At 66.1% G+C, this 24,433-nt stretch carries 24 protein-coding genes and 1 pseudogene; 15 read left to right on the forward strand and 10 right to left on the reverse strand.

Annotated elements, in window-relative coordinates; genetic code table 11:
- Positions 1-20 precede the first annotated feature (20 nt).
- From G4G29_RS01520 to G4G29_RS01550, 7 genes are read left to right on the forward strand one after another with little or no spacing between them, the layout of a single operon-like run.
- Positions 21-1,154 carry an NAD(P)/FAD-dependent oxidoreductase gene (locus G4G29_RS01520; protein ID WP_183151595.1) on the forward strand — a complete coding sequence of 378 codons (1,134 nt, stop codon included), beginning with the start codon at positions 21-23 and terminating at the stop codon, positions 1,152-1,154.
- On the forward strand, positions 1,151-1,732 hold the full coding sequence (locus G4G29_RS01525) for an amino acid synthesis family protein (protein ID WP_183151596.1): 582 nt from the start codon (positions 1,151-1,153) through the stop codon (positions 1,730-1,732). Before G4G29_RS01520 ends, G4G29_RS01525 begins: the two co-directional genes overlap by 4 nt.
- A gap of 42 nt (positions 1,733-1,774) precedes the next feature.
- Positions 1,775-2,554, forward strand: a complete 780-nt coding sequence (locus G4G29_RS01530) for a class II aldolase/adducin family protein (protein WP_183151597.1) — start codon at positions 1,775-1,777, stop codon at positions 2,552-2,554.
- Between the two features lie 29 nt (positions 2,555-2,583).
- A complete protein-coding gene (locus G4G29_RS01535) occupies positions 2,584-3,519 on the forward strand; it encodes a 3-hydroxyacyl-CoA dehydrogenase NAD-binding domain-containing protein (protein WP_183151598.1) in 936 nt (311 codons plus the stop codon).
- Positions 3,519-4,358, forward strand: a complete 840-nt coding sequence (locus tag G4G29_RS01540) for an alpha/beta hydrolase (RefSeq protein ID WP_183151599.1) — start codon at positions 3,519-3,521, stop codon at positions 4,356-4,358. The genes G4G29_RS01535 and G4G29_RS01540 overlap by 1 nt, the downstream gene beginning before the upstream one ends.
- A 13-nt stretch (positions 4,359-4,371) precedes the next feature.
- Positions 4,372-4,830: a YbhB/YbcL family Raf kinase inhibitor-like protein gene (locus tag G4G29_RS01545; protein ID WP_183151600.1), complete on the forward strand. Its 459-nt coding sequence runs from the start codon at positions 4,372-4,374 to the stop codon at positions 4,828-4,830.
- A gap of 10 nt (positions 4,831-4,840) precedes the next feature.
- Positions 4,841-5,560, forward strand: coding sequence for an amidohydrolase family protein (locus G4G29_RS01550; protein ID WP_183151601.1), 720 nt, complete (start codon positions 4,841-4,843; stop codon positions 5,558-5,560).
- 69 nt (positions 5,561-5,629) lie between these two features.
- On the opposite strand, the gene G4G29_RS21015 is transcribed toward G4G29_RS01550, so the two are convergent.
- From G4G29_RS21015 to G4G29_RS01570, 6 genes and pseudogenes are all read right to left on the reverse strand, one after another.
- Positions 5,630-6,223, reverse strand: coding sequence for a GMC oxidoreductase (locus G4G29_RS21015; RefSeq protein ID WP_244632638.1), 594 nt, complete (start codon positions 6,221-6,223; stop codon positions 5,630-5,632).
- A gap of 129 nt (positions 6,224-6,352) precedes the next feature.
- Positions 6,353-6,553: pseudogene (locus tag G4G29_RS23255) on the reverse strand (GMC family oxidoreductase N-terminal domain-containing protein); the annotation flags it as partial.
- Positions 6,505-7,200 (reverse strand): GMC family oxidoreductase N-terminal domain-containing protein, encoded by a 696-nt coding sequence (locus G4G29_RS21020; protein ID WP_345941140.1) that lies wholly within the window; start codon positions 7,198-7,200, stop codon positions 6,505-6,507. The gene G4G29_RS21020 and the pseudogene G4G29_RS23255, both read right to left, overlap by 49 nt.
- Positions 7,178-7,912 carry an SDR family oxidoreductase gene (locus tag G4G29_RS01560; protein WP_183151602.1) on the reverse strand — a complete coding sequence of 245 codons (735 nt, stop codon included), beginning with the start codon at positions 7,910-7,912 and terminating at the stop codon, positions 7,178-7,180. The genes G4G29_RS21020 and G4G29_RS01560 overlap by 23 nt, the downstream gene beginning before the upstream one ends.
- A 67-nt stretch (positions 7,913-7,979) precedes the next feature.
- On the reverse strand, positions 7,980-8,738 hold the full coding sequence (locus G4G29_RS01565; RefSeq protein WP_183151603.1) for an N-acyl homoserine lactonase family protein: 759 nt from the start codon (positions 8,736-8,738) through the stop codon (positions 7,980-7,982).
- A 128-nt stretch (positions 8,739-8,866) separates the two neighbouring features.
- Complete coding sequence (locus G4G29_RS01570; protein WP_183151604.1) at positions 8,867-9,262, reverse strand: hypothetical protein; 396 nt, start codon at positions 9,260-9,262, stop codon at positions 8,867-8,869.
- 179 nt (positions 9,263-9,441) lie between these two features.
- Here G4G29_RS01570 and G4G29_RS01575 point away from each other — a divergent pair, with 179 nt between their 5' ends.
- The 6 genes from G4G29_RS01575 to G4G29_RS01600 all read left to right on the forward strand — a co-directional run bounded on the left by G4G29_RS01575 (position 9,442) and on the right by G4G29_RS01600 (position 16,355).
- Positions 9,442-10,533, forward strand: a complete 1,092-nt coding sequence (locus tag G4G29_RS01575) for a BMP family ABC transporter substrate-binding protein (RefSeq protein WP_183151605.1) — start codon at positions 9,442-9,444, stop codon at positions 10,531-10,533.
- A gap of 82 nt (positions 10,534-10,615) precedes the next feature.
- Positions 10,616-12,211: an ABC transporter ATP-binding protein gene (locus G4G29_RS01580; protein ID WP_183151606.1), complete on the forward strand. Its 1,596-nt coding sequence runs from the start codon at positions 10,616-10,618 to the stop codon at positions 12,209-12,211.
- Entirely contained in the window at positions 12,208-13,362 is a 1,155-nt protein-coding gene (locus G4G29_RS01585; protein WP_183151607.1) for an ABC transporter permease, read from the forward strand. Before G4G29_RS01580 ends, G4G29_RS01585 begins: the two co-directional genes overlap by 4 nt.
- Positions 13,359-14,294 (forward strand): ABC transporter permease, encoded by a 936-nt coding sequence (locus tag G4G29_RS01590; RefSeq protein ID WP_183151608.1) that lies wholly within the window; start codon positions 13,359-13,361, stop codon positions 14,292-14,294. Before G4G29_RS01585 ends, G4G29_RS01590 begins: the two co-directional genes overlap by 4 nt.
- A gap of 32 nt (positions 14,295-14,326) precedes the next feature.
- Positions 14,327-15,487 (forward strand): alanine--glyoxylate aminotransferase family protein, encoded by a 1,161-nt coding sequence (locus G4G29_RS01595; protein ID WP_183151609.1) that lies wholly within the window; start codon positions 14,327-14,329, stop codon positions 15,485-15,487.
- Between the two features lie 52 nt (positions 15,488-15,539).
- Positions 15,540-16,355 carry an IclR family transcriptional regulator gene (locus tag G4G29_RS01600; RefSeq protein WP_183151610.1) on the forward strand — a complete coding sequence of 272 codons (816 nt, stop codon included), beginning with the start codon at positions 15,540-15,542 and terminating at the stop codon, positions 16,353-16,355.
- A 49-nt stretch (positions 16,356-16,404) separates the two neighbouring features.
- Here G4G29_RS01600 and G4G29_RS01605 read toward each other — a convergent pair whose 3' ends face one another.
- Complete coding sequence (locus G4G29_RS01605; protein ID WP_183151611.1) at positions 16,405-17,202, reverse strand: NAD(P)H-dependent oxidoreductase; 798 nt, start codon at positions 17,200-17,202, stop codon at positions 16,405-16,407.
- Between the two features lie 100 nt (positions 17,203-17,302).
- On the opposite strand from G4G29_RS01605, the gene G4G29_RS01610 reads away from it, so the two are divergent.
- On the forward strand, positions 17,303-17,893 hold the full coding sequence (locus G4G29_RS01610; RefSeq protein ID WP_183151612.1) for a TetR/AcrR family transcriptional regulator: 591 nt from the start codon (positions 17,303-17,305) through the stop codon (positions 17,891-17,893).
- Between the two features lie 220 nt (positions 17,894-18,113).
- Here the strand turns inward: G4G29_RS01610 and G4G29_RS01615 are convergent, their stop codons facing one another.
- Complete coding sequence (locus G4G29_RS01615; protein ID WP_244632317.1) at positions 18,114-18,833, reverse strand: RES domain-containing protein; 720 nt, start codon at positions 18,831-18,833, stop codon at positions 18,114-18,116.
- Positions 18,749-19,522 (reverse strand): hypothetical protein, encoded by a 774-nt coding sequence (locus G4G29_RS01620; RefSeq protein WP_183151614.1) that lies wholly within the window; start codon positions 19,520-19,522, stop codon positions 18,749-18,751. Before G4G29_RS01620 ends, G4G29_RS01615 begins: the two co-directional genes overlap by 85 nt.
- Positions 19,523-19,839: 317 nt before the next feature.
- Between G4G29_RS01620 and G4G29_RS01625 the strand changes: the two genes are divergently transcribed.
- A complete protein-coding gene (locus G4G29_RS01625) occupies positions 19,840-23,541 on the forward strand; it encodes a hypothetical protein (RefSeq protein ID WP_183151615.1) in 3,702 nt (1,233 codons plus the stop codon).
- Positions 23,542-23,592: 51 nt separating this feature from the next.
- Here G4G29_RS01625 and G4G29_RS01630 read toward each other — a convergent pair whose 3' ends face one another.
- Complete coding sequence (locus G4G29_RS01630) at positions 23,593-24,243, reverse strand: hypothetical protein (RefSeq protein ID WP_183151616.1); 651 nt, start codon at positions 24,241-24,243, stop codon at positions 23,593-23,595.
- Positions 24,244-24,433: the final 190 nt, after the last annotated feature.

Raw genomic sequence — 24,433 nt, forward strand, 5'->3', positions numbered from 1 at the left:
CGACAGGAAGAGAGATCGACATGACCGAACGCCCACGCCACGCCGAGGTTTCGGGCGGCGGCTTCGCGGGTCTCACCGCAGCCACCGCCCTCGCACAGATGGGGTGGAGTGTGCGACTGCACGAGCGTCGCCCTGAGCTGAGCTCGGAGGGCGCGGGGATCGTGCTGTGGAACAACAGTCTTCAGGTGCTCGACAAGATCAAAGCCGGGCCCGACCTGATGTCGAACTCCATGACGCCGCCGGCGTACGAGACGCGCATGAACAACGTCATCCAGTCGCAGGAAGAACTCCCCGGCATCCGTTGGCGCACGCTCACCCGTCCGCACCTTCACCAGACGCTCCTGTTCGCCGCCCGTGAGGCCGGAGTAGAGATACTGGCCGGATCCGAGGTGACCGGGGCCACCGCGGACGGCACGATCTCTTTCGCGAACGGCGAGACGGCCGAGGCCGACCTCATCGTCGGAGCCGATGGTGTGGGCTCGGCCGTTCGCGACTCGCTCGGCATCCCTCTCAAACGCGAACGGTCGCGCGACGGGATCACGCGGTTCCTCGTCCCGCGCCGCAAAGAAGAACTGCAGGCGCTCGAGCCCGATACGGAGTGGGACAACGTCATCGACTTCTGGAATCTCGAACCCCGGGTGCTGCGGGTCCTCTACACGCCCGCGAACGACCGGGAGCTCTACATCGCCCTCATGGCCCCCGCCGCAGACTCGCAGGGCTCGCGTGTGCCGATCGATCTCGATCTGTGGACGTCGGTGTTTCCGCAGCTGGCACCCGTGCTCGCGGACGCGGCGAAGATCCCCGGGCGCTACTACGGGTACCAGACCACACGCCTGGATCATTGGACCGAGGGCAAGGTCGCACTGATCGGCGACGCCGCACACGCCATGTGCCCCGCGCTCGCGCAGGGCGCCGGATGCGCGATGCAGAACGCCTGGACACTGGCCGTCGCAGCGACCGACGGAGCATCGATTCCCGAGGCGCTGCAGGAGTGGGAGCGGCTCGAACGTCCACTGACGGACCTCGCCCAGGACCGCTCCCAGTGGTACGCCGACACCCGTGAGATGGCCAAGGGCAATCAGTTCCAGGGCGACTCCGTGACCACCGCCCTGTACAACCCCACCGATCCGCACCGACACGAGGTCCCCGCATGAGCATCGATCCGCACTACCAGGTCCGCGCCTTCCACTCCTTCGTGCAGGAGACGCTGCACGATGTCGGACCGGCACCCGCGCAGCCGCTCGTCAAGGCCGCGGTCGCCGTCGTCATCAAGAACCCGTATGCCGGACGGTGGGTCGAAGATCTCACCCCGCTCATCGATCACAGTGCGAGCCTCGGCACCGAACTGGGGGCACGTGCGCTCGCCCTCCTCGGCGGCCGACCCGCCGAGAGCTACGGCAAGGGCGGGATCGCGGGACTCGACGGCGAGCAGGAGCACGTCGTGGCGTGCGTCACCACCGTGTTCGGGAACGCGTTCCGAGATGCGATTGGAGGGGGAGAGGCCTGGATCTCCTCCGCCACCAAGTCGGCTGCGGCAGGAAGCTCGATCGACATCCCCCTCGCGTACAAGGATGAGGTCTATGTGCGGTCGCACTACGACGCGATCACGCTGACGCTCCCCGATGCGCCCCGTCCCGATGAGCTCGTCATCATCGCGGCGGTCGCAACCGGAGGGCGCCCGAACGCCCGCGTCGGAGGTATCACCGCCGCCGAAGTCCTTGCCCGACACTGAGAACAGCGCCCGCACGGGCACCCCTACCCCCGAGGAGACAGCGTGACGTACACGCATTCGCAGTACTACGAGGACCAGTCCATCGCCAGCGTGCTCGCGGATGTCGCGCGCGCCCACCGCATCCTCGAGCTGGAGGGCCACGGCGACATGTCGATGGGACACCTCTCGTTTCGAGACCCGTTCGGGCGAGGACTGTGGCTCAAGCGCGGCAATCTCGCGTTGAGCGAGGTCGAGGGAGACGACTTCATCCTGATCGACTTCGACGGTGCGGTGCTCGAGGGGACCGGCCTGCGGCACCTGGAATGGCCGTTGCATGCGGAGATCATGAAGGCGCGACCCGACGTCAACTTCGTGGGGCACTCTCATGCCCACTTCTCCACCCTGCTCGGCGCCTCGCAGGAGCAGCTCAAGCCCTACAACAACCACGGCGTGTGGTTCGCGTACGAAGGCGTACCGCGCTTCGCCGAGACGAGCCACATCATCACCACGGTCCCGCTCGGCGTGGCAGCCGCCGCAGCGCTCGGTGACGCCCAGGCGCTGCTCCTCGCCAACCACGGCATCGCGTTCGTCGGATCGACGGTCGCCGAGGTCACGCTCACGGGGATCTTCCTCGAGAAGGCGGCGCGCTTCCAGGTCGACCTCGGCGCAGCCGGCTTCACCCCGATCGAGCCCACTCCGGAAGAGACGAAGGAGAAGTTCGACCGGATCTACCCCGCGAAGGCCCAGCACAACTTCTGGACCTATTTCAATCGCCGCCTCGAGCGGGTCGAAGCCGCCTACGGCATCGGAATCTCCCCCATCGCCCTCCCGCCCGCCATCTGACCCGCACCAACCGAAAGAGAGCAACGATCATGAGCAGCCTTCCCCGCATCGCCACCGTCGTGGGTTCCGGAACCATGGGTCCCGGCATCGCCGCCACTCTCGCCCGTGCGGGCGTGACCGTGCGCCTGTATGACATCTCCACCGAGGCCATCGAGCGGGCCGAAGCGGCCTACGGCGTCGTGCAGGGCGTTCTCGCGGCCGTCGACTCCCCATCCGCGCCCGGCGGATCCGTCGCGTTCGGTACCGACCTCGACGTGGCGCTCGAAGGGACGGAGCTGATCATCGAGGCCGTACCCGAGCGCCTCGATCTCAAGCAGAAGGTCCTCGCCGACCTCGAGGCGCGCATCGGCGACGACGTCATCATCGCCACCAACACCTCCGGCATCCCGATCACCACGATGGGCAAGACCATGACCCGTCCTGGGCGACTGATCGGAATGCACTGGTCGAACCCGCCGCACCTGATCCCGATGATCGAGGTCATTCCCGGCGAGGACACCGATCCCGCACTCGTCGACGAACTCATCGGGATCGTCAAGGCGTTCGACTACGTGCCCGTCCTCGAGAAGGAGATCCCCGGATTCGTCGAGAACCGCGTCCTGTACGCGATCCTCCGCGAATGCATGGCGCTGTTGGACGAAGGCGTCGTGACTCCCGAGGGGCTGGACGCGTGCGTCAAGTGGGGCATCGGCTACAAGCTGTCGGTCGTCGGCCCCACCCGCCTGCTCGACATGGCAGGACTCGACATCTACCAGGCGGTCTCCGGCTACCTCAACAAGGAGCTCGATGCGAGCACCGAGACGCCGAAGCTGATCCTCGACAAGATCGCCGAAGGGAAGCTCGGCTTCAAGTCCGGCAGCGGGATGTACGAGTACGGCCCCGGCGACGTCGACGCCAAGCGCAAGGAGATCATCACGGGCCTCATCGCGGCGCGCAAGACGCTGTCGTCCATCCCTGAGGTGTGATGACAGCCACGGCAGCCGTCGAGCGCATCGAGGACGGACTCTTCCGCACACGGGGCGCCGATGTCGATATCGCGTTCCGCGTGCGGGGGGAGGGGCCCGCCGTCGTGCTCCTGCACGGCACATCGGCGAACCACGCCGTGTGGGAACCGGTCGGCGACGCCCTCGCCGACCGGGCTACGGTGATCGCCCTCGATCAGCGCGGGCACGGACGCAGCGACAAGCCGGTCGCCGGCTACGCCGCCCTCGACTTCGCGGACGACGTGATCACGGTGCTGGATGCCCTGGGCGTCGCGGATGCCGTGATCGCCGGACACTCCCTCGGCGGGCGCAACGCGTGGGTCACCGCTGCCCGGCATCCGGATCGGGTGTCGGGAGCCGTCGTGGTCGACTACACGCCCTACGTCGAGGCCGCGGTCCTCGACGAGCTCGACATCCGCGTCGCGGCCGGCTTCCGCTCGTTCGACGGCGTCCTCGAGATCGAGGACTACCTCCGTGGGCGATACCCCGCGATACTGCCGGGCGCGATCGAACGTCGCGCGCGGTGGGGATACCTGCGAGCGGCCGATGGCCGCTGGATCCCCCGCGCGGACGAGCGGGCCATGAGGCAGCTCATCGAGGGGTTCCGCACCCCGTGGGACGCCGAATTCCGTGCGGTGCCGACGACCATGACGCACCTGCGCGGTGTCGACAGCAGCATCGTGAGCGAGGCCGCGTGGCGTCGCGCGATCGCCGACCGTCCGGATGACCGCTGGGTCGTCGTCGACGATGCAGACCACTACATCCCCGAGGAGCATCCGCTCCTCGTCGCCGCCGAGATCGCCCGCGTTCTCGGTTTCTGACCGAAAGGAAGCCATGCCTCTCTTCATCGACAAGCTCGCCATCTCCAGTCCGGACTTCGACAGCCTCGCTCGGATCCCCGACCGGCTCACCGCCGACGCAGGCAACGAACTGCCGACGCTGACGCTCTCCGGAGCGCCCGAGGGGACCGTCGAACTGGCTGTGATCGTGCACGACCCCGATGCACCGCTCGCACAGGGATTCACTCACTGGGTGGTCTACGGCATCCCCGCCGACGCCGCGACGCTCGACCTCGCTGCCGACGGTGTACGTGAAGCGCCCAACAGCACGACGCAGAGCGCGTGGTCGGGGCCGCAGCCGCCCGTCGGCCACGGCGTGCATCACTACTACTTCTGGGTCTATGCGCTGAGCACGAGGGTCGAGGGCACGCCGACGCGCGAGGAGTTCCTCGACTCGTACGCCGACTCGATCATCGAGCAGGCCCGTTACGTCGGCACATTCTCCCGCGACTGAGGATCCGGTCATGCCGATCACCGACGCCCACATGCACGTCGGGGACTTCCCGACGTTCGGCGTGAAGCTCGACGAGGACCACCTCGCCGAGTATCTGGCGAAGAACGACATCGACACGGGGCTGGTGTTCCACCAGGACAACGCGATGGTGCGCCGGGTCATCCAGGACATCCCCGGCGCGTACGGCCTCTACTGGGCCAACCCCAAGCTGGGGGACCCGATCCCCGAGCTCAAGGACTACCTCGACGATCCGAAGTTCCGCGGCGTGAAGCTGCACCCCTTGATGGACGGCTTCCATCCGGACGACCCCATGGTCTGGCCGATCATCGAACTGCTGATCGAGCGCGACCTGCCGGCGCTGATCCACTGCGGCCACCCGATCTTCTCGTTGCCCTGGAGCATCGAGGAACTCATCGCCCGTTACGAGGACGCGAAGATCATCCTCGGTCACATGGGTCACGGCAACATCATCTACATCGACGCGTCGATCGGCGTCGCCCAGAGGCATCCGAACGTCTGGCTCGAGACCAGTGGGATGCCGATGAGCGTCAAGATCCTCGAAGCCGTGCAGAAGGTCGGGTCCGACAGGGTCATGTACGGTTCCGACGGTCCGTGGCATGAGCCGAAGGTCGAGCAGCTGAAGGTGCAGCTCGCGGGTCTCGACGCCGACGACCTCGAAGACGTCATGCACCGGACGGCACAACGCCTGTTCCTCGGTGTCGACGTCTGAACGGCATCCGAGAGGAGAGAGCCCGGAAGCGACCATCTGGTCGCGTCCGGGCTCTCTCGTCGCGTCCGGCTATGCCGGGTAGGTGTCGGCGAACGACTCTGCGATCGCCAGCACGGCCGCGTGCACAGGCCCGGCGGTGATCGAGGGGATCACGGAGGCGTCGACGACGTGCACGCCCTCCAGTCCGCGCAGACGCAGGTCGGGAGTGACGGGAGCGTGGTCTTCCGAACCCATGCGGAGGGTGCCGACGGGGTGATGGTGGGTGATCGCTGCCCGTGCGATGAAGGCATCTGCCTCCGTGTCGCTCATCGCGTCGCCCCCCGGAAGCAATTCCTCGTCACGCCATCCGTCAAGCTCGGCGGACGCGCCGACGAGCCGGGCGTGCGCGAGCGCTGCACGGAAAGCGGCTCTGTCATGCGCGGTGTCGAGGTACCGGGGGTCGATCACGGGTGCGTCGTCGATGTCCGGGCCGGAGATGCGCAGAGAACCGCGACTGCTGGGGTTCGTCACCCCGAACAGGAGCGTGTAGGCCTCGCCGGGCACGGCACGCGCGCGTTCCGATGGGGGGAACGCGTCCGAGATGCTCGGTCCGACCACGCACCCAACGACGATGTCAGCGGCACCCTCGGTCTGAGACAGCCCCGCCAGCGACAAGTAGGTCATCGATTCCGAGAGCTGCAGGCGCGTCGGCGGCACGGCACGTCGCGACCGATAGACGTTGCCCGCCCCGAGCAGGTGGTCGTGCAGGTTCGACCCCACTCCGCGGGACTCGATCGCGGTGTCGACTCCGGCCGCCGCGAGCACGTCGGGGTCGCCGACGCCGGAGCGCATGAGCAGCAGCGGGTCGCCGATGGAACCTCCGGCGAGTATGACCTCGTCGGCCTCGATCACCTCGTCGTGCCCGTCGCGGGTCACCTGTGCACCGGTGACCCGACCGTGATCGATCACGAGTCGGTGCACGGTCGTTCCCACGAGGACGTGCAGGTTCGGGCGCTCGCGGACCGGGTCGAGGTAGACATCCGAGACCGTGACGCGTTCGCCGTCGCGGACGGTGAGGAGTTCGGGGTGGCGCCGAGCATCTCGCCGCGGTTGTGGTCGGCGATGCGCGGAACGCCGAGTGCCTCCCATGCCGAGAGGTAGTCCGTCACGAGAGGGCTGGAGAGCTCGGGGCCGGGGAGGAGGACGGGCAGGGGGCCGGTGTCGCCGTGCATATCGTCCGCGCCACCGGAGAAGGTCTCCATCCGGCGGAAGAAGGGAAGGAGCGAGTCCCACGACCACCGATCGTCGCCGGTCGCCTCGACCCACCGGTCGTAGTCCGCACGGCACCCTCGCATGTGGGCCATCGCGTGCACGAGGCTCGATCCGCCGAGGCCCTTGCCCCGCGCCCAGTCGAGGCGGCGGCCGCCGAGACCCGGCTGGGGCGTCGTCCGGTAGCCCCAGTCGTACGCGCGTCCGTGGATGAACGGCCACAGCTCGGGTCGGCGCATGTCGGGATCGTCGACCCGCCCGCCGGCCTCCAGAACGACGACCTGGCGCGACGGGTCGGCGCTCAGGCGGTTCGCCAGAACACTGCCCGCCGAGCCGGCTCCGATGATGAGGATGTCGGCGTGCATGGGATCAGTTGCGCGTGTGTCCGGCATCGACCACGAGCGTCTGGCCCGTGATCCAGCCCGCTTTCTCGGACGCCAGGAACGCGACGGCCGGTGCGACGTCCTGGGGAAGCCCTCGACGGTCGAACGCCTGCATCGGAACGACGAAGTCGAATCCGTTCACATGCGGTCCGGCGAGCACGCCCTCGCTCGCGATGATGCCGGGAGCCACCGCGTTGATGGTGATCCCGTTCTTGCCGAGTTCGCCGGCCAACCCGCGCACCAGGCCGATCGAGGCGCCCTTCGTGGCGACGTAGTGCGCGCAGTTCGGGGTGCCGGCGACGAAGGTGTTCGAGGCGATGTTGACGATGCGGCCGTAGCCTGCGCGTCCCATGACCTCGGTGACGGCATGGGTGATGAGGTACACGCCGTCGAGGTTCACCGACATGACGCGGCGCCATTCCTCGAACGTGATGTCCTCCCACGCGGTGAGCGGCACGAGTGCGGCGTTGTTGACGAGGATGTCGATGCGACCGAGTTCGTCGGCGACTTCCGCGACCACGGCGGCCACAGCCTCGGGGTCGCTCACATCGAGGGCTTTCGCCAGCCCTCCGATCCGGTCGGCGACCGCTTCAGCGCCTGCCGCATTGATGTCGGTGACGACGACCTTCACGCCGTCCGCGGCGAGTTCTTCGGCGATCGCCGCGCCGATGCCCTGTGCGGCTCCGGTGACGATCGCGACGCGCTGCTCTTTCTCGGCCATGTCGTTTTGCTCCTTCTGTTCCTGCTGTCGGGTGAGTCGGGGCGGCCGGTCGGCCGCGGGTTCGAGGTCAGTTGCCGCCGTAGTACTCGGGCGCGAGCTTCCAGGTCGAAAATGGTTCGAGCTCATGCGACGGGTACACATCGGCGTTCTTCGTGCGTGCGAGATAGTTCAGGCGGCGGATCGCTTCGACGGACTTGGTGGGATCGAGGTGGAAGCCGGCGATCCACTCCTTCTCGAGCGTCGTGCGTGTGTAGGCCGCGTCGCCGCAGAACAGCATGCTCTTCTCGTTCTGGAGCTCCACGAGCAGGGAGTAGTGCCCGATCGTGTGACCGGGCGTCTCGAACAGCCAGACTCCCGGCACCACTTCGTAGTCACCAGAGATGGGCTTGTATGTCACGGTCTCGTGGTCGAATGAGAGGTCGGAGTAGCCGAGGCGCTCGAACGGTTCGGGGACTTTGGCGTGGCGGAGCTCCTCCTTGTGCACGAGTGTCGTCGCCTCCGTCAGGAATCGGTTCCCGCCGACGTGGTCGAAGTGGAAGTGGGAGTTGACGACGATGTCCACGTCTTCCGGCGCGTATCCGATCTTCGCGAGCTGCGCCGGGATGGTCTGCTCCGCGGTCTGCTCCGGCAGTTCGAAGGGGAGGACGCGGTTGACATGGTCGAGATCGAAGCCGGTGTCATAGAGGATGAGGGCGTCGGAGTGCTCGATGAGCACGCTGTAGACCGGAAAGCGCACGGGGTTGCCCGCATTGATGTGCCAGTGCACGTCCGACTCGTCGATGACGAGGGTTCCCCCGTCGAGGAGATAGACCTTCGGGTCCGTCATCGCTGACCTCACCTTCCATAGATTCTCATATTGCGGTAATTGACGTTCAAGTTATGAGAACAATGGAAGGGTGTCAAGAGGTTCCGAGCGAGATTCACACGGTCGAAACACCGGTGCGCTCTCGTCGTTCAGCCGGTGCTCACCCCCGGGTGGTCTTCGAAGACCTCGGCGAAGTCGTAGTGGGTCCAGCGATAGCAATGGTCGAGCATGGGGTCGCTCGCGAAGTCCCCGATGCAGGTGGTGTCCTGGTAGCGATCGCCCGTCGGTGACGTGTAATGCACACGGCAGAGCACCCGCCAGGCGGTGTCGGAGTCGACGCCCTCCTCCAGGGCGTGCGCGGAAGGAAGCCAGCACTCGGTGCCGGTGGTCACCTCGGCGGCTACGCCCGAAGTGGGTCCTGCGATCGCATCCAGTTGCGCGAGGGCGGCGGCGTCGCGCTCGGAGAGCGCGGGCTGTGCTGCACAGCCGGACAACGCGAGAATGAAAGCCAGCGCGATGCACGCGCTCGGGGTCTTCCTGGTCATGGGGGTAACCTCCACCCTCATCATCGAGGGTTCGTGTTTCTGCGGTGTAAATCCTGGATCTCACCGTTGACGCGCCGCTGCGTTTCTCATACTGTATCGCTATCCCGACACATTGTGAGAAAGATTGCCCTGGCACGGTGACGAGGATCGGGACTTTCCGACTGAGAGGATCTTCGGCAATGCCTTATACCCTGAGCGGCCCACAGCGCCGTAGTGCACGTACAGCCACCGCCGCGACGATCGCGATCATCGCGCTCGGTCTCGCCGCCTGCTCGGGCGGCCGAGGAGGAGACGCATCCACGAGCGAACCGAGCGGCGAAGCGGGAGCGACCGTCGAGCAGTTCGCGCTCGTCGCCCCCGAGAACGAGTCGGACTTCGGATGGAACCAAGCGGGTCTCGACGGCGCGACCGCCGCCTCGGAGTCGCTCGGCATCGAGGTCACGCTCGTCCCCGACGCCGGCTGGGACAACACCGAGACCGTTCTCGGGCAGGTGGCCGACAGCGGAGCGCAGTTCATCATCGCCCATGCTTCCGGTTACGGAGTCGCCGCCACCAGCGTCGCCCAGGCCAAGGACGTGCCGATCCTGATCCAGGACGCCGGTGAGAACATCCCGGGCAAGATCGCCGTCACCAAGACCGAGGCCCAGGAAGGCGGCTACCTCGCGGGCATCGCCGCCGCCATGTCGACGACCAGCAAGACCGTCGGCATCGTCGTCTCGGCCGACGACCTCAACTGGTTCAAGATGTCATCCGGATTCGCCCAGGGCGTGTACAGCGTCGACCCGACGATCTCCGTGCTGTACACCTCCGTCGGCCCGGCGGCATACGCGGATGCCGCCGGAGGGAAGACCGCCGCCGAGCAGCTGATCGCCTCTGGTGCGGACGTCATCTTCGGAATGGGAGACGGGGCGACGCACGGCTACCTTCAGGCCGTCGAGGCGGCGGACGGCGTCAAGTACATCGCCGACATCGGCGACGTGACCGCCGGCCTGAGCAACACCGACGTTCTGCTCACCTCGGTGCTGTGGAACTACGCATCCACGTACGAGCAGGCCATCGAAGACGTCGAGGCCGGAACCTTCGGAGAGCAGGGATACGCCCTCACCGTCGACAACGGCGGACTCTCGCTGCAGGAGACCGACAACCTGACGGCGGAGATCCAGGCGGCCATCGAGACCGCGAAGGCGGGCATCGCCGACGGATCGATCGTTCCCACTGCGGCGGAGAACGCCGCTCAGGTGAACGAGGTCATCGCCGCCAAGGGCGACTGACCTCGCGTTGCAACCATCGGTGCCGGGGCGCGGGTTCCGGCACCGATGCCCCGGCGTACACACCCACCGCAAGGAGACGCACGTGACATCACCCACAGAGCCGAGCGTGATCTCGCTCCACGAGATCACCAAGGCCTTCCCCGGGGTCGTGGCGAACGACCGGATCTCGCTCGACATCGTGAGTGGTCAGGTCCATTGCCTTCTCGGCGAGAACGGCGCAGGCAAGTCCACGCTCATCAGCATCCTGGCGGGAATGCAGCAGCCGGACTCCGGAACGATCTCGATCGACGGCGCGCTCACGCCGATCAACTCGCCGCGGGCGGCGGTCGAACACGGGATCGGGGTCGTGCACCAGCACTCGACGTTGGTGCCGGCGTTCACGGTGCTGGAGAACCTGATGCTGGGCGAGAACGGCTTCCTCCTCGACCGGGCGTCCGCGCTCCAGCGCCTGGAGGAGCTGTCCGAACTGCTCGGCGCGCGCATCGAGCCGCACGCGCTCGCCGCCGATCTCGGACTCGGGCAGCAGCAGCAGGTCGAGATCGCGAAGGCGATGTGGAAGGGCAGCCGCCTGCTCATCCTCGACGAACCGACGTCGATGCTCACGCCGCAGGCGATCGAGCACCTCGGGGAGAGCATCGAGCGGGTCAAGGCGCAGGGGCTGGCGGTCGTCTTCATCACTCACAAGCTGCGAGAGGCGTACGCGATGGGAGACTGCGTCACTGTTCTGCGCGGGGGACGCAACGTCGGACACATCTCGGTCGACGAACTCGCCGTCTTCTCCGAGACCCAGGCGCAGGACGCGATCCTGCATGCGATGTTCGGCGACGACCTCGCGAAGGTGGACGACGCGGCCGAGCTCGCCGGGGCGACCGAGACCACCAGGGAGACCGCTCGGATCGATCGGCGCGAGAGCCCGGTGCGCCTGTCGCTCGTCGGCGTGTCCAGCCACGGCATCGGCCGCGACGTCGAAGTCGAGGATGCCGCGCTTCAGGTGCATGAGGGCGAGATCCTCGGCATCGCGGGAATCGACGGGCACGGGCAGGGAGCGCTCGCCGAGGTCGTCGCCGGGCAGCGTCCCGCCTCGCAGGGCACCGTGGTCTTCGACGGCCAGGACGTCACACGACTCGGCGTGCGCGGGCGCCAGCAGCTGGGCCTTCGCTACGTGACGGACGATCGACTGCACGAGGGGACGGTCGGTTCGATGGCGGTCTCGCTCAACCTCGTGATCAAGCGCATCGGACAGCGTCCGTTCTGGAAGTGGGGGCAGATCCAGGACAAGGTCGTGGAAGCCGAGGCGGAGCGCCTGATCGAGGAGTACGGCATCCGCACCCCCTCGCCGTCCACGCGCGCCGGCACGCTCTCGGGCGGCAACATCCAGAAGATCCTGCTCGCCCGCGAACTCACGCACGGCGCGCGGCTCGTGATCGTGAACAAGCCCACGTACGGACTCGATCTCAAGACCGTGCGACTCGTGCGCGAGCTCCTGATCGACTTCGCCGCGAACGGGGGATCGGTGCTGCTCCTCTCCACGGATCTCGACGAACTCGTCGAACTCTCCCACCGCATCGAAGTGATCTCGCGCGGCCGTCTCGTCGGCAGCGTCGCCAACGACGGACCAGGCACAGCCGAGAAAGTGGGTCAGTACATGACCGGTGCGATCGAGGGAGTGAGCGCATGACGACCACTGCTCCCGGACCGACGACCACAGCCACGATGGCGGTCGTGCCTCCGAGCCGTGCGCGACGCATCGGAGGAGACCTCGCCCGCTCCGTGCTGCCGGTGGTGCTCGCCCTCCTCACGTCGGGGTTGATCATGCTCGCCATGGGCACCAGCCCCGTCGACTTCTTCGTCGGGGTGTGGACCTATGGCATCACGGGCGACAACTGGCAACGCAGCCTCGTGCTGATGGCGCCGCTGCTCATCGTCGCGCTCGGTCTGATCGTCGCCTTCCGCGGGCAGCTGTGGAACCTCGGCTACAACGGGCAGTACCTCCTCGGAGCCCTGGTCGCCTCGGGCAGCGGCCCCGTGCTGTTCGCCGTCATGCCCGCATGGCTCGCGACGCTCATCATCTTCGTCGCCGCCGTCGCGCTGGGAGCGGTGTGGTCGCTGATCCCCGCGATCCTGAAGGCGCGTTATGGGACGAACGAGATCATCACCTCGCTCGTGATGTCGTTCATCGCGATCGGCGTCGTCAACCTGGCGATCAAGGGCCCGCTCAAGGATCCGAATACCCCGATGCCGCAGACCCGGGTGATCCCGGATGATCAACTGCTTCCGTACATCCCGGGAACCGAGATACATGTCGGGTTCATCATCGCTCTGCTGCTGGCCGTGCTGGCTCAGTTCGTCCTGAGCCGCACGTCGTTCGGGCTGCGCCTCGATGTCTTCGGCGCCAGCCCCAAGGCGGCCCGCCACGTGGGCATCAACTCCACGTGGATGGTCATCCTCATCTTCGCGCTCTCGAGCGGCATCATCGCCTTCGCCGGGGCCATCGACATCCTGGGGCAGTACAGCTATCAGCGCGCGAACTGGAACCCGGCCTACGGCGCCGCGATCCTCCCGTTCGTGTTCCTCGCTCGTCTGAGTCCGGTGGGGTCGATTCCGCTGGTGGCGTTCTATGCGGTCCTCGCGACGGGTGGCACGCTGGCGACCCAGCAGGCCGGACTCAACGTCGACTTCCTGCTCGTGATCGTCGGACTCATCCTGATCTTCATGACCATCACCGAGTACATCGGCGACCGACGCCGTCTCGGTCAGAGCTACCTGCCGGCCGGGTTGCGCCGCACCCTCACGCGCCCCTTCGCCCGCGACGGAAGGACGACCTCATGACCGACCTGGTCTCTGCGACGTTCGTGACGGTGTTCCTCGTCACCGTCCTCGCTCAGGCGATGCCTCTGATCCTCGCCGCCACCGGTGAGACCATCGGCGAGCAGGCGGGCGTGCTCAACCTCGGTATCGAGGGAGTGATGCTGATCGGGGCATACGCCGGATTCGTGGCGACCCTCGTCACAGGCAACTTCTGGCTCGGTATGCTCGCCGGCGCAGTGGGCGGAGTCGTCGCGAACCTGGCGATGCTGATCCTGAACGTCTGGCTCGGGCTCAATCAGATCGTGATCGGCCTCGCGGTGACGCTGGTGGGCGAGGGCCTCACGAGCGTGCTCTATCTCCAGAACTACGCCAAGACCACGACGGGTCTGGGCAAGCCCCCGGCTCTCGCGATCCCGGGACTGTCGGAGATCCCGGTGATCGGTCCTGCGGTGTTCCGGCAGTCGGAGGTCTTCTGGATCATGCTGCTCCTGGTGATCGCGATGGGCTTCCTGCTCACGCGCACGAACTGGGGTCTGTCGACGCGGGCGGCGGGCCAGAAACCCTCCTCTCTCGACGCCGCGGGCGGCAGCGTCATGAAGACCCGGTCGCAGGCGGTGATCCTCAACGGGGTGTTCGTCGGCCTAGGCGGCGCCTATCTCGCGATCCTCACCACCTCGACCTTCACCCCCATGATCACGAACGGCCTGGGCTTCATCGCGATCGTGATCACGATGCTCTCGCGGGGCCGGATGTCGCTCGTGATCATCACCTCGTTGATCTACGGTCTCGCCGTCGCGATCGGTCCCGCGCTGCAGGTCATCGGGTTCAACGTCCCCGCGGACTTCATCAAGATGCTCCCGTTCGTGGTCGTCATGATCACACTGATCGTCTTCGCCCGCAGCTCGGTCGTCCCCCCTGCGCTGGGCGCCGCCTACACACGCGGCGCGCGCTGACGCGCGTCGTCCACTCCGAGAGGAACCCTTCCATGGCACTTCCCGATTTCACGCTCTCCGCAGGGCCGGTCACGGTCACCCCGCGGACCCAGGCGGCGCTCGGCCGCCCGATCCTGTACCACTACGACCCCGAGTTCCAGGCGGGCTTCCGCCGGACGGAGCAGAAGGTCGGCGAGATCTTCCGCACCCGCAACGACATCATCCTGATGCAGGGCGAGGCGATCGTCGCCCTCGAAGGGGCCCTGCGTTCGCTCATCACGCCCGGGATGCACGTGCTGAATCTGGTGCAGGGAGTGTTCGGCAAGGGGACCGGCTATTGGATCACCGGCTTCGGCGCCGTTCTCCACGAGATCCAGGTGGGTTATGACGACGCCGTCGACCCTGCCCGCGTCGAGGAGTACCTGGATGCGCATCCCGAGATCCAGATGGTCTGCCTCGTCGCCTCCGAGACGCCGTCGGGGACCGTCACCGACGTCGCGGCGATCGGACCGATGTGCCGGGACCGCGGCATCCTCACCTACATCGACACGGTCTCCGGTGTGCTGGGGATGCCGTGGGAGACGGACGCATGGGGGTTGGACATCTGTGTGGCCGGCGGGCAGAAGTGCCTGGGCGGACCCGCAGGAGTCGCCCTCGTCTCGGTGAGCGCGCGGGCGTGGGAGAGCATCTACGCCAACCCCGCGGCTCCGCGCGATTCCTACCTGTCGCTGATCGACTGGAAGGAGAAGTGGCTTGGAGACGGCCGATTCCCCTATACGCCATCGGTGAGTGACATGTACGGACTCGAGTCCGCGCTCGACCAGGCGCTGGAGGAGGGGATCGACGCGGTGGTCGGCCGCCACGAAGCTGCAGCCCAGGTCACGCGGGCGGGTGCGCGGGCGATGGGCCTCGAGTTCTGGGCCGTCCGCGAGGAGATCATGTCGGCGTGCGTCACCTCGATCCGACTGCCCGATTCGATCGACAACGCGGTCGTCCGCGACCACGCGCGGGACGTGTATGGTGTGATGTTGTCGCACGGCCAGGGGGCGGGCAACCTCGTGCGTCTCTCCCACATGGGACCCACGGCGGGAGGTCTCCACTCCCTCATCGGACTGGCCGCGCTGGGCCGGACGCTCGCGGATCTCGGGGTTCCGGTGGACATCGGAGACGGCATGGATGCCGCACTCGCCGTGTTGAGCGCACGCCGGGTCTGACATGCGGCGATGATGATCATCAGCCGTGACGAGAGCGACGGAAAGGCTTCCGATGGTGAATGAGGCACAGGGACCTGCGGAGCGAGCGGGCGGCGAGAAGCCCGCTGACGCGCACCCGCAGCGCACGAAGGGCGTCGACAGCGCCCGCCGTGCACTGCAGATCCTGCTGCAGTTCACGGAGTCCGCGCCTGAGCTGACGCTCGAGAACCTGCTCGAGGATCACGACATCTCCGTGCCGAGCGCCTATCGCTACATCTCGCTCCTGCGCGAGATGGACTTGATCGAGGAACGCGAGAAAGGGCGGTTCGTGCTTTCGCCGCAGGTCCTGCGACTCGCGCGCGCGGCTGAGGCGACCTTCGACTATCGGGCTCAGGCGCAGCCGATCCTGAACCGGCTGGCCGCGACCACCGGGGAGACGGCGTTGTACCTGCGGCGCGTCAACGACTCCGCGGTGTGCCTCGCGATCGCCGAGTCCGACCACCCGATCTCGATCTCATTCCAGCCCGGGCACCTCATGCCCCTGCACAGCGGTGCCGCTGCAAAGCTGCTGCTCAGTTCGCTCCCGCCCGCGAAGCTCAATCAGTATCTGCAGCGTGTCGGTTCCACGCTGACCAAGCCGGTGCGGCAGCGCTTGGAGCACGAGCTCGACGAGATCCGCGCGTCGGGGTACGCCGAGAGTGCCGGCGAGGTCGATCAGGGCGTGTGGGCCAGTGCCGCCGGCATCCACTCCGAGGGCTCGGTGATCGGAGCGATCACGGTGGTCGCACCCGCGTATCGACTGTCGGAGGAGCATCGGGCGGAGATCACCGAAGCGGTCCGTTCCGCGGCGACCGAGTTGGAGAGCTCGCTCGCCGCGCGATTCGGGTGAATCCTCCCGTCAAGACCCGGGAGGTGAGCGGCGGTACGTCCACCACCAACTAGCGGGAGCCGTTCACGATACCGATGCGGTGGATGTCGAGATCGGTTCGTCCGGGAAGGATGTCGGCACGTAGGGCCCGTGTGCCCCGGTACTCGCCGTCGCGCAGAGCGCGGTACGGCTGAGACGGCGCCTCCTCGTGAATGCCCGCGAGCCTCGTGGTGAGCCGGTCGCGCTCCGAAGCGACGGCTGCGGCATCGAGGGCGTCGGCATCGTGGATGACGTGGAGGTCGAGGGATTCGATCCCGGTGTACCAGAGCGTGCCGTGCGTGATCGGGAACAGCAGTGAATCGAGGTCTCCGCTGACGCCCCGTGCGCCGATGCTCCGCGCATCCTCGCCCGCCGTCACGACCAGGAGCGCGCGCTTGCCCTTCAGGCCGCCGTCGCCGTAGCGGAGCGGCAGTCCTGTTTCCGTGTCGACCCCGCCGTAGGCGAAGCCGTTGGTGAACACCCGGTCGAACCAGCCCTTGAGGATGGCGGGTGCGCCGTACCACCAGAGGGGGAACTGGAACACGAGCAGTTCGGCGGCCTCCAGCTTTCGCTGTTCGCTGCGCACGTCGTGCGGAGCGAGCCCCTTCTCGTGGACCTCGCCCATCAGGTCGACGATGCTCCCCTCGCGTCCGCCGACGTCGTGCTGCGCCAGCACCGGGTCGAAGCCCTGGGCATACAGATCCGAGGTCTGCACGTCGTAGCGCGGCGTGAGCGCCTCGATCCCGGCGTCGAAGAGGTGTCGGTTCAGGGATCCCGACTGCGGATGCGCGTAGATCCAGTGCGCGGTGGGCCGGAGGTCGGCGGTCATGTCTCTCCTCGGATCGTGGATGCAGCGGTAGTGCTCGGGATAGTATTGGAACCTACCAACCGTAACTTACTGATGGTAGCTTTGGGTCGCAAGGGGTGAGATGACGAAGGCGAGAGAGGGCGCGCGACCGCGACTGTCGAAGGCCGACCGTCGCGCGCAGCTGCTGAGCGTCGCGCGCGAGATGATCCGCGCGGAGGGGGCAGACGCACTGACCCTCGGCGCGCTCGCCGACCGGGCCGGGATCACGAAACCCGTCGCCTACGAGCACTTCGGTGACCGACCGGGGCTCTTCGCCGCGTTGTACCGTCAGTTCGACGAGCGCCAGGATGCGTCCCTCGAGACCGCACTGGCGAGTGCCCGGCCCGACGCCGAGGGGGTCGTCGACGTCATCGCGGCGAGCTATATCGCCTGCGCCCGCGCGGAAGGCGTGGAGATGGCGGGCGTTGTCGCCGCTCTCCAGGGCACGCCGGTGCTCGCGCGGATGCGTCACGAGTCGGTGGCGTCGTATGTGGAGCGCTGTCGCGCCGCGCTCGCCCGCGTCGTCGGCGCCGAGAACATCGATCCGATCGCCCTGGAGGCGGCGTTCGCCTCGGCAGACGTGCTCGCGGGCGCAGTGCTCGCCTCGCGCATCGACGAGGCCGACGCGCACGACACGCTCGTGCGGATCCTTCTCGCCTCGATCGGGAAGTAGCCGAGACGCGGCGGACTGGCTCATCGCCCGCGGATCGCCTCAGCGTTGCCGGGTCCCCGGCAGAAGATAGTCGTGTCAGAATCGCGATGAAATCGGACTAAGTCCGGTGTAAAGCGGGTTCGCGACTTCTCTGCATTCGAGAACTTCCGCTGAAGAGATCATACGGATAGGGTCCGACAGTCGCCGGGGACGGCGCCCCCTCGAGACCGACGGTTGGCGCCTACTTCTCGACGCGGTAGCCGAGTTTCTTCACGGCTTTCGCTAGGTAAACGTTCGCACTGGATGAGTCCAGGCGGGTGTGCACCGACGGCAGCTGCGGGAACGAGTCCTCGGCGGGCGAGAACAGTGTCACCATCGGGCCGAAGTCGATCGACGACACATGGTAGAGCCCGTCGATGCTCGACCCAAGCTGGTCATGAATCGCATTCGCCCAGTTCCGGGTGTATCGCTTGGGCCCCATCTGAATCGAAGAGGTCGTGCCGTTGATCACAGGCCAGTTGCTGGTGAGGTCCAGCAACTGAAGCTCCCGCGTCGGACGCCAGGCCGCGAGGGTGTTTCCGCGAGCGCGCCGATTGATTAGCCGGCCCTTCTGAAACACCTCGCCGAGAGCTGTTGCAGATCCAGCAGCTGCGTACATCACGCCACAGTCGGGATGATGCTGCTGCGGCTCGGGATGCGGGTCAAAGCGCATGGTTCTGATCGGCCCGAAGTGCCGCAACTCATTCCACGCCTGTGGGTGAGCACCCCTTGTAGCGAAGACCCGCCAGAGCAGCCCATCGTAGGGTCTCAGGTGCTCGCCGGCGTCGAATGTGAGCGACGCCGGGGGCGTTGCGGGGACCTTCGCGTTCGACGGGCTCACGTGATGTCGGCGTCTTCGAGGATGTCCACTACGAGTGCAGGGTCCTTCGCGGCAGCCAGCCACTCGATCGGCGTCATCCATTCCTTGGGGTCGACAGACTCATCGGTCGACCGCAAGTCGTCTTGAGGTGTCGTCATGAAGCCTTCGACGTCGGCCGGATCCCAGTCGGATGGGATCGCTCGGACGAGCAGGGGGAGGTGGGGGATCGTCGAGACTTTGGCGCCGGGAATGAACTGCCATCGAGGGTAGAGGCGGATCCTTCCGGCCCGGAAGCTGTACAGGGTGTTCTTGCTCTGGCGGTGACGCACACTGGAGGCATCGATGCCGAGTAGCGCTGCGACTTCGGATGCAGTGTACGTGTTGGTTAGGGCTCGCACGTGGGTCTCGCGCTCGAGCTTGGCGAGCCCACCGCTGGTGACGAATGCGGCTGCCTCGGCGAGCTCCTCCGGAGTGAAATCGCCGGACTCGATCAGGAAGTTGGCTTCCTGCTCTGTGAGGCCCAGTTCGGTCGATTGACGGTCGGTCATCGCATCGGCGAGCTCGTCGATGAGTGCGTTGAACACGGACACGTCGACGTTTGACGTCTTCGCCACCTGCGCAAGGCGCTCGACACCGGCTTGTACGTCGGTCTTTGCTGGGGCCTTGGTCGCCCCGACGAGCTTTGGTTTCCCGTCGAGGAATCGACCTGTCACAGTGCCGCGGCTCACAGCGATCTCGTGACCGGCGACGCGAGCCGAGGCGGCACGGGTGCGACTTTTCTTCACGGCCATCTGGCCTCCTCGCGTCGTCATCTGGTTAGCGCGTACACGCATTATCTTACGCGCGCTTTTGCGTGTATGCATCCGAGGAAGGTGTCAAGGTGCGGACGGTCAAGCGCTCCCTGGCGCGGGAGCGGTGGCGCTGAAGGAGGCATATCGTCCGCGCATTCAAGGCGGCACCCCACCCGTTGGCCACCTTCCTCCCCTGCGGGCAACGTCTTCAACGCGCAGCAATCAGCGAGGATGTCGTTGGCCTACGCTTGAATGCTTGCGTGGGGAAGAGCAAAAATTCTCGTAGAAACAAGCGGCCTCGATCTCAACCGCGCGCGGTGAGCGCCACGCAACGGGAGCCAGACGCACTCGAACAGGCCTTTTCAGCGTACGAGCCGGACGAGCTCTGGACGTTGATATTCGCCGCCGCCACTTCCCCGGGCAACAGGCATCGATCGGTGACTTTGGGAAGCAGCTTCGCGGCAGCACTACGAGCCTCCGCCGCTCCGGCATCAGACGATTACCACCCGTTGCCGTCGATCCAAGCACTGTCCGATCTAGCGGCTACCACCTATGGGATCGGCCCGGCGCGTGAGGACTTCATCCCGACCGACCCGACCCGAACAGCCTTCCTCGCAGTCGGCTCGGAGTCGCTGCGTGCAGTTCCTGGCCTCACCGAACGGCCGGTAGCCGACCTCACGCGTGCGCTCAGAATGGCGGAAGCGGTAGACGGTCGGCTCCGCAGGCGATTTCGATTCGGTATTGCGAACGTGGTGAACGTGGCGATGAGGTACGGCGACTACTGCGTCCGCCACCTTGCGGACGCGTGGGTGCCAGCCCCGGATCTCGAGCTCAACGATGAGGTTTCATTGCCGGACGTTGAGTTCGAAGCGACGCGGGCCTTCCTCAATCTGGGCCCTCTCGACCACATCGAACTCGGTGAGGCTGACAAGCGAGCGTTGGAATGGATGACGATCTCCGCAAGTGAGGCCGCATTCGATGCTGAGAGTCCGTCCAGTCCGTTCGGGAGGTTCCTTCGCTTTGCTGACTCAGCGGGCGGATTCCGATGGGTGCCGCCACTCTTCATCCCAGAGATCATGGCTCATGCCGTACAAGAACTGGCATCCGCGCTCGATCGAGACGGGCATGCGCGACGAGCCCTCAGGGTTTCTTGTCTGAACCAGATCCGCCGGGCCCTATGGCGCTTTTCCAACAGCTTGATCGAATCCCCTCCCAGCAGCGAAAGTGTCGATTCCCCGCTTCGAGGGATCGACGTTCAGTGGCTGGTGCCGGTGAACCCATCCACATGCATAGCTGTCTCGGTCATTTATGTTCCCGACCTGGGGTCCACCCCACCGCCGCGCATCGGCTCAGTGGAGCTGGCGAAACAGATGAGGTCGCACGCCGGTCCACTGTCGGTGCGCATGGCGGGCGGACGACAAGGAACCATCAGGCCGGGCGCGGAGGTCATTCCGCTGACGGTTTTCGCCGCGGCCGGTCACATCGCTGTGCCGCAAGCTTTCGGCGAAGCAAACCTCGCGCTCGAAGACCTGACTTGGATCTCAGAAACGGCCACGTCCCGCGATGATCTCTACGCATTCGCGCGGGATCTGAGCGCTCCCGATTTCCCCGAGAGTTTCGGGTGGGAGGCGATCAACTACTGGGAGCCATGGAAGGCCAATGGCAAGTCGTTCTTCAAGGGTGGCATGGTACCCACCGCCATCTACTTTGAAGCCCACGCGGGCGAGGCCGAGTGGGATCGCGCGGTAGAGCTATCGGATCTCGAAGCGTCGCTCCTCAGAGTCGGGCTCCCTCCGCTTCGTGACCTGCGAGCAGCGGAGGTTGCTCCGGGGCCGGTCGCCAATGTCGCGGCGCTCGAAGGTGACGCCACCTACGACGTCGACCGCGGCGTCAATACCGCGCCGGATGTCGTCGGTTGGTCCCTCGCGCTTACCGAACCCCCCGTCGCTGTGGCACGGGCGAGCTCGGAGGACCTGTCCGCCGACTACCGACGGTTCGTCTTTGACTTGTGCGGCGGGCTGATCTACGGCTTTGCTGCGCTTGGTGATCGATGGCGTTCCGCGCACCAGGCGATCGATGTGCCCGGATACGTCCTCTATCTCCACACATCGGAAGCGGTCTCGGGTGAATCATCCGGCGTGGTCACGCCGTATCTCGACCCGCACGCGCGTGCCGTCGATGAACCAGTCAACTTTTTGTGGCGCATCGATGTCGAGGGATTCGCAGATTCGGCGAATGGAGATCCGTACGCGGCGAATCTCCTAACAGGGGACGCAGTGTTCGATCTGCTCCGCGCGGGAGGCGTGGATGTCGAAGCGGCGGCGGCGCTCCGCGACCAGTGGCGCACAGCGAAGCCCTTTCTCATCTTGGAGATGAAGCAGGCGCGGACCACTCTCAATCACCTGCCTGATCCGTGGCGTCTACGACCCTCTGACGAGAGCCGCATGGTTGCGGCTTTGGGGCGACGACTCCACGGTGCCGGCGTCGAACCGGGAGAGTACCGAGCGGACGACGCGAATCGACTTATCCGCGAGCATCTTGCGCCGGTTGCTCTCGAAACTCTGATGGAAGGAATCAAGAGACACGACGTGAGCGAGGTGGTGTTGACGGGGATGGAGCAGCTGGCGAGAGTGATGGACAGCGCTATTCATCAGCAAGACGATCTGTCCCGAGTCGCCGCGAACTTCTCTACCGAATGGGACCCGCTCACCCGCACCGCCGAGCTCTCGGCGGAGACACTTCAGCTTCGTCAATGTAACGAGATCGTGGTGGAAGCTGCCTTACGCATCCTGGACAAGCCGACGGAAGCGAAGCCGATCACTCCTCAGGCGTGGAGCGGTCTTCTTGCCGCCGCAGATGCGTACCTCACCGCGACCACACTGAGCGAGCGGATGTATCACCAAGTCGCGCCCGCAGTCATCAGCCTCAGCCCAATGTACGAGCTCGCCGTCGACGAAGATCCGCATCCCGACGCATCGGCGTGGGGCCTGCGAAACGACGAACTGAGCCGCGCGGCTGCAAGCGTTCGGCTGCATGGCACTCAAGATGACGACTCGCTGCAACAGGCGAACGAAGGAGACGACGTCGAGGGCGCGTTCCAGCAGGCATGGGGAGCGACGTCGCAGGACATGCTCTCCACCCTCGCCGCACTCGCAAAGTGGGAGACCTTCGAGCCGGGCAGGACGACCGCGCACGTCACCGTGGCCGAGGCAACAGCATGGGTCTGTGATGCGCTGGGCCAGGGCGCGGATGAGTCGCAGAGAACGCGTGTCGAAGCCGCTATCCGGATGCTCACCAGCACGCCCGTCCAGATACAAGCCGTGGAGTGGAAGCCCTGGCAAACGCGCACACGGCGTCACCGGCTCCTCGTGCAACCGCTGGTGCAAGACTCGGACGGACGACTTATTGTCAGCCCCCAGTATCTACTGACGTCCTTTCAGGTCTACTACCGCCACCTCCTCCAAGGAGTTCTTCCCTGGGCGGGGGACGTTCCTCAGCCTGTCAGCAACGCGCTTGCGGGCCGCCGTGCGCGCCGCAACATTCGGTTCGAAAGGTTCCTTCAAGATCGGCTAGAGGAACTCGGATACACCACGGTCGCCCGCGTGAAACCCAACGACCAAGCGCGACTCGGGGTGCCGACTCTCACAACCGAAGTTGACCTCGTGTGCGGACGCCCTGGCGATAGCACCGTGTGGCTGATTGAGGCGAAAGACCCCGCATCGGTTCACGGATTCGCCGAGACGGCGCGCCAACTGCGCGCCTTCTTCCGGGACCAGGTAGGAGACCGCGGGACCAAGCCCTGCTACGCCACGCAGCTAGCCCGCAAGGAGAGCGAACTAGCGCTCCACGTCGCGAGCATTGCGACGCGCCTCGGACTCGGGGACCCGCCTGAAGGCGAGCAGTTTCGCCTGAGCACGCTCTTCGTAACCCGAAATCTCACTCCGGCAAACTACGTCGACGAGCGGTATCGGGTTGAGACGGCGACGGAGTTTCTCGCAGCTCGAGGCCAAACGCCGTAGGCGACATGCGAGAGCGGCGGCGCGCATGAATTCGCGTCCCCAGCAGGAGCTCTATCGCCACTTCTGGGCCTCGATGATCCGAGCCAGGGTCTCCGCGTCGCCGCCGCGCCTGAACCATTCCACAGGGCTCTGCTGCCCGTCGGTGACCATGATCGACTGGGGCGTCGCCATGAGAGCCGATACCGACACCCATCCTTTGTCTTTCACAATGTCGATGATCTCGGTCAGGTGCGGCAGGATTTTTCCTGGCGACGAGAGACTGAACTGCCACGACGGAAACCGTCTGGAGTGGGCAACATCGACGGCGTACAACTCGCCACGATCGGCGGCGGCGAAGAGCGAGTCCTCGTCCATACTCAAGAAGGCAGCGGCTGCGGACGCGGACATGGTTTGAAGCACGCCCGTCAGAAGGGTGCTCGCTTCGCTCGCCAGAAGACCGCCGCGAGCAACCCGAGTCGATGTCTTCTCGAACGACTCGGGCGTGAAGGCCTTGGACCGGGTGAGATAGCTGATCTCCTGCGGCGTCAGCTCTTCTTGGTCCGCGATCGGTCGCTCTGCGAGCAGCTGGTCAGTCAGCGCTCGAACGATGAAGTCCCCGTCGGCGTTCAATCGAGCGACGGCGTCAGTGAACGCCGCGATCACATCGGTGGATGGCTGTGCTTGCCAAGGGCGGGGCCGTGGCTGGCCATCGGTTTCATCCATGTGCGACAGCGTAGATGAGCCTTCACCGGAAGGGGAGGTTTCCCTGGGCATTGACGTCGAGGATCCGATCGGTTCAATGGCAGGCGGGCGGAGCTCAGGCCTCGCCCTACTCGGCTCAAATGTGCGCGCTGGTGATCGGATTGGGATCGTTTCTCGTCGCCGGGAGAACCCCGTACGGTCGAACGCGTTC

It is taken from the genome of Microbacterium sp. Se63.02b (assembly GCF_014171575.1).
In the GTDB taxonomy this organism is placed as follows: Bacteria; Actinomycetota; Actinomycetes; order Actinomycetales; family Microbacteriaceae; genus Microbacterium.

Coding starts and splice junctions, on each gene's coding strand:
- G4G29_RS01520 (WP_183151595.1), top strand. CDS start 21: ATGACCGAACGCCCACGCCACGCCGAGGTTTCGGGCGGCGGCTTCGCG.
- G4G29_RS01525 (WP_183151596.1), top strand. CDS start 1,151: ATGAGCATCGATCCGCACTACCAGGTCCGCGCCTTCCACTCCTTCGTG.
- G4G29_RS01535 (WP_183151598.1), top strand. CDS start 2,584: ATGAGCAGCCTTCCCCGCATCGCCACCGTCGTGGGTTCCGGAACCATG.
- G4G29_RS01540 (WP_183151599.1), top strand. CDS start 3,519: ATGACAGCCACGGCAGCCGTCGAGCGCATCGAGGACGGACTCTTCCGC.
- G4G29_RS01545 (WP_183151600.1), top strand. CDS start 4,372: ATGCCTCTCTTCATCGACAAGCTCGCCATCTCCAGTCCGGACTTCGAC.
- G4G29_RS01550 (WP_183151601.1), top strand. CDS start 4,841: ATGCCGATCACCGACGCCCACATGCACGTCGGGGACTTCCCGACGTTC.
- G4G29_RS21015 (WP_244632638.1), bottom strand. CDS start 6,223: ATGACCTACTTGTCGCTGGCGGGGCTGTCTCAGACCGAGGGTGCCGCT.
- G4G29_RS21020 (WP_345941140.1), bottom strand. CDS start 7,200: ATGCCGGACACACGCGCAACTGATCCCATGCACGCCGACATCCTCATC.
- G4G29_RS01560 (WP_183151602.1), bottom strand. CDS start 7,912: ATGGCCGAGAAAGAGCAGCGCGTCGCGATCGTCACCGGAGCCGCACAG.
- G4G29_RS01565 (WP_183151603.1), bottom strand. CDS start 8,738: ATGACGGACCCGAAGGTCTATCTCCTCGACGGGGGAACCCTCGTCATC.
- G4G29_RS01570 (WP_183151604.1), bottom strand. CDS start 9,262: ATGACCAGGAAGACCCCGAGCGCGTGCATCGCGCTGGCTTTCATTCTC.
- G4G29_RS01575 (WP_183151605.1), top strand. CDS start 9,442: ATGCCTTATACCCTGAGCGGCCCACAGCGCCGTAGTGCACGTACAGCC.
- G4G29_RS01585 (WP_183151607.1), top strand. CDS start 12,208: ATGACGACCACTGCTCCCGGACCGACGACCACAGCCACGATGGCGGTC.
- G4G29_RS01590 (WP_183151608.1), top strand. CDS start 13,359: ATGACCGACCTGGTCTCTGCGACGTTCGTGACGGTGTTCCTCGTCACC.
- G4G29_RS01595 (WP_183151609.1), top strand. CDS start 14,327: ATGGCACTTCCCGATTTCACGCTCTCCGCAGGGCCGGTCACGGTCACC.
- G4G29_RS01600 (WP_183151610.1), top strand. CDS start 15,540: ATGGTGAATGAGGCACAGGGACCTGCGGAGCGAGCGGGCGGCGAGAAG.
- G4G29_RS01605 (WP_183151611.1), bottom strand. CDS start 17,202: ATGACCGCCGACCTCCGGCCCACCGCGCACTGGATCTACGCGCATCCG.
- G4G29_RS01610 (WP_183151612.1), top strand. CDS start 17,303: ATGACGAAGGCGAGAGAGGGCGCGCGACCGCGACTGTCGAAGGCCGAC.
- G4G29_RS01615 (WP_244632317.1), bottom strand. CDS start 18,833: ATGGATGACGCCGATCGAGTGGCTGGCTGCCGCGAAGGACCCTGCACT.
- G4G29_RS01620 (WP_183151614.1), bottom strand. CDS start 19,522: ATGGCCGTGAAGAAAAGTCGCACCCGTGCCGCCTCGGCTCGCGTCGCC.
- G4G29_RS01630 (WP_183151616.1), bottom strand. CDS start 24,243: ATGGATGAAACCGATGGCCAGCCACGGCCCCGCCCTTGGCAAGCACAG.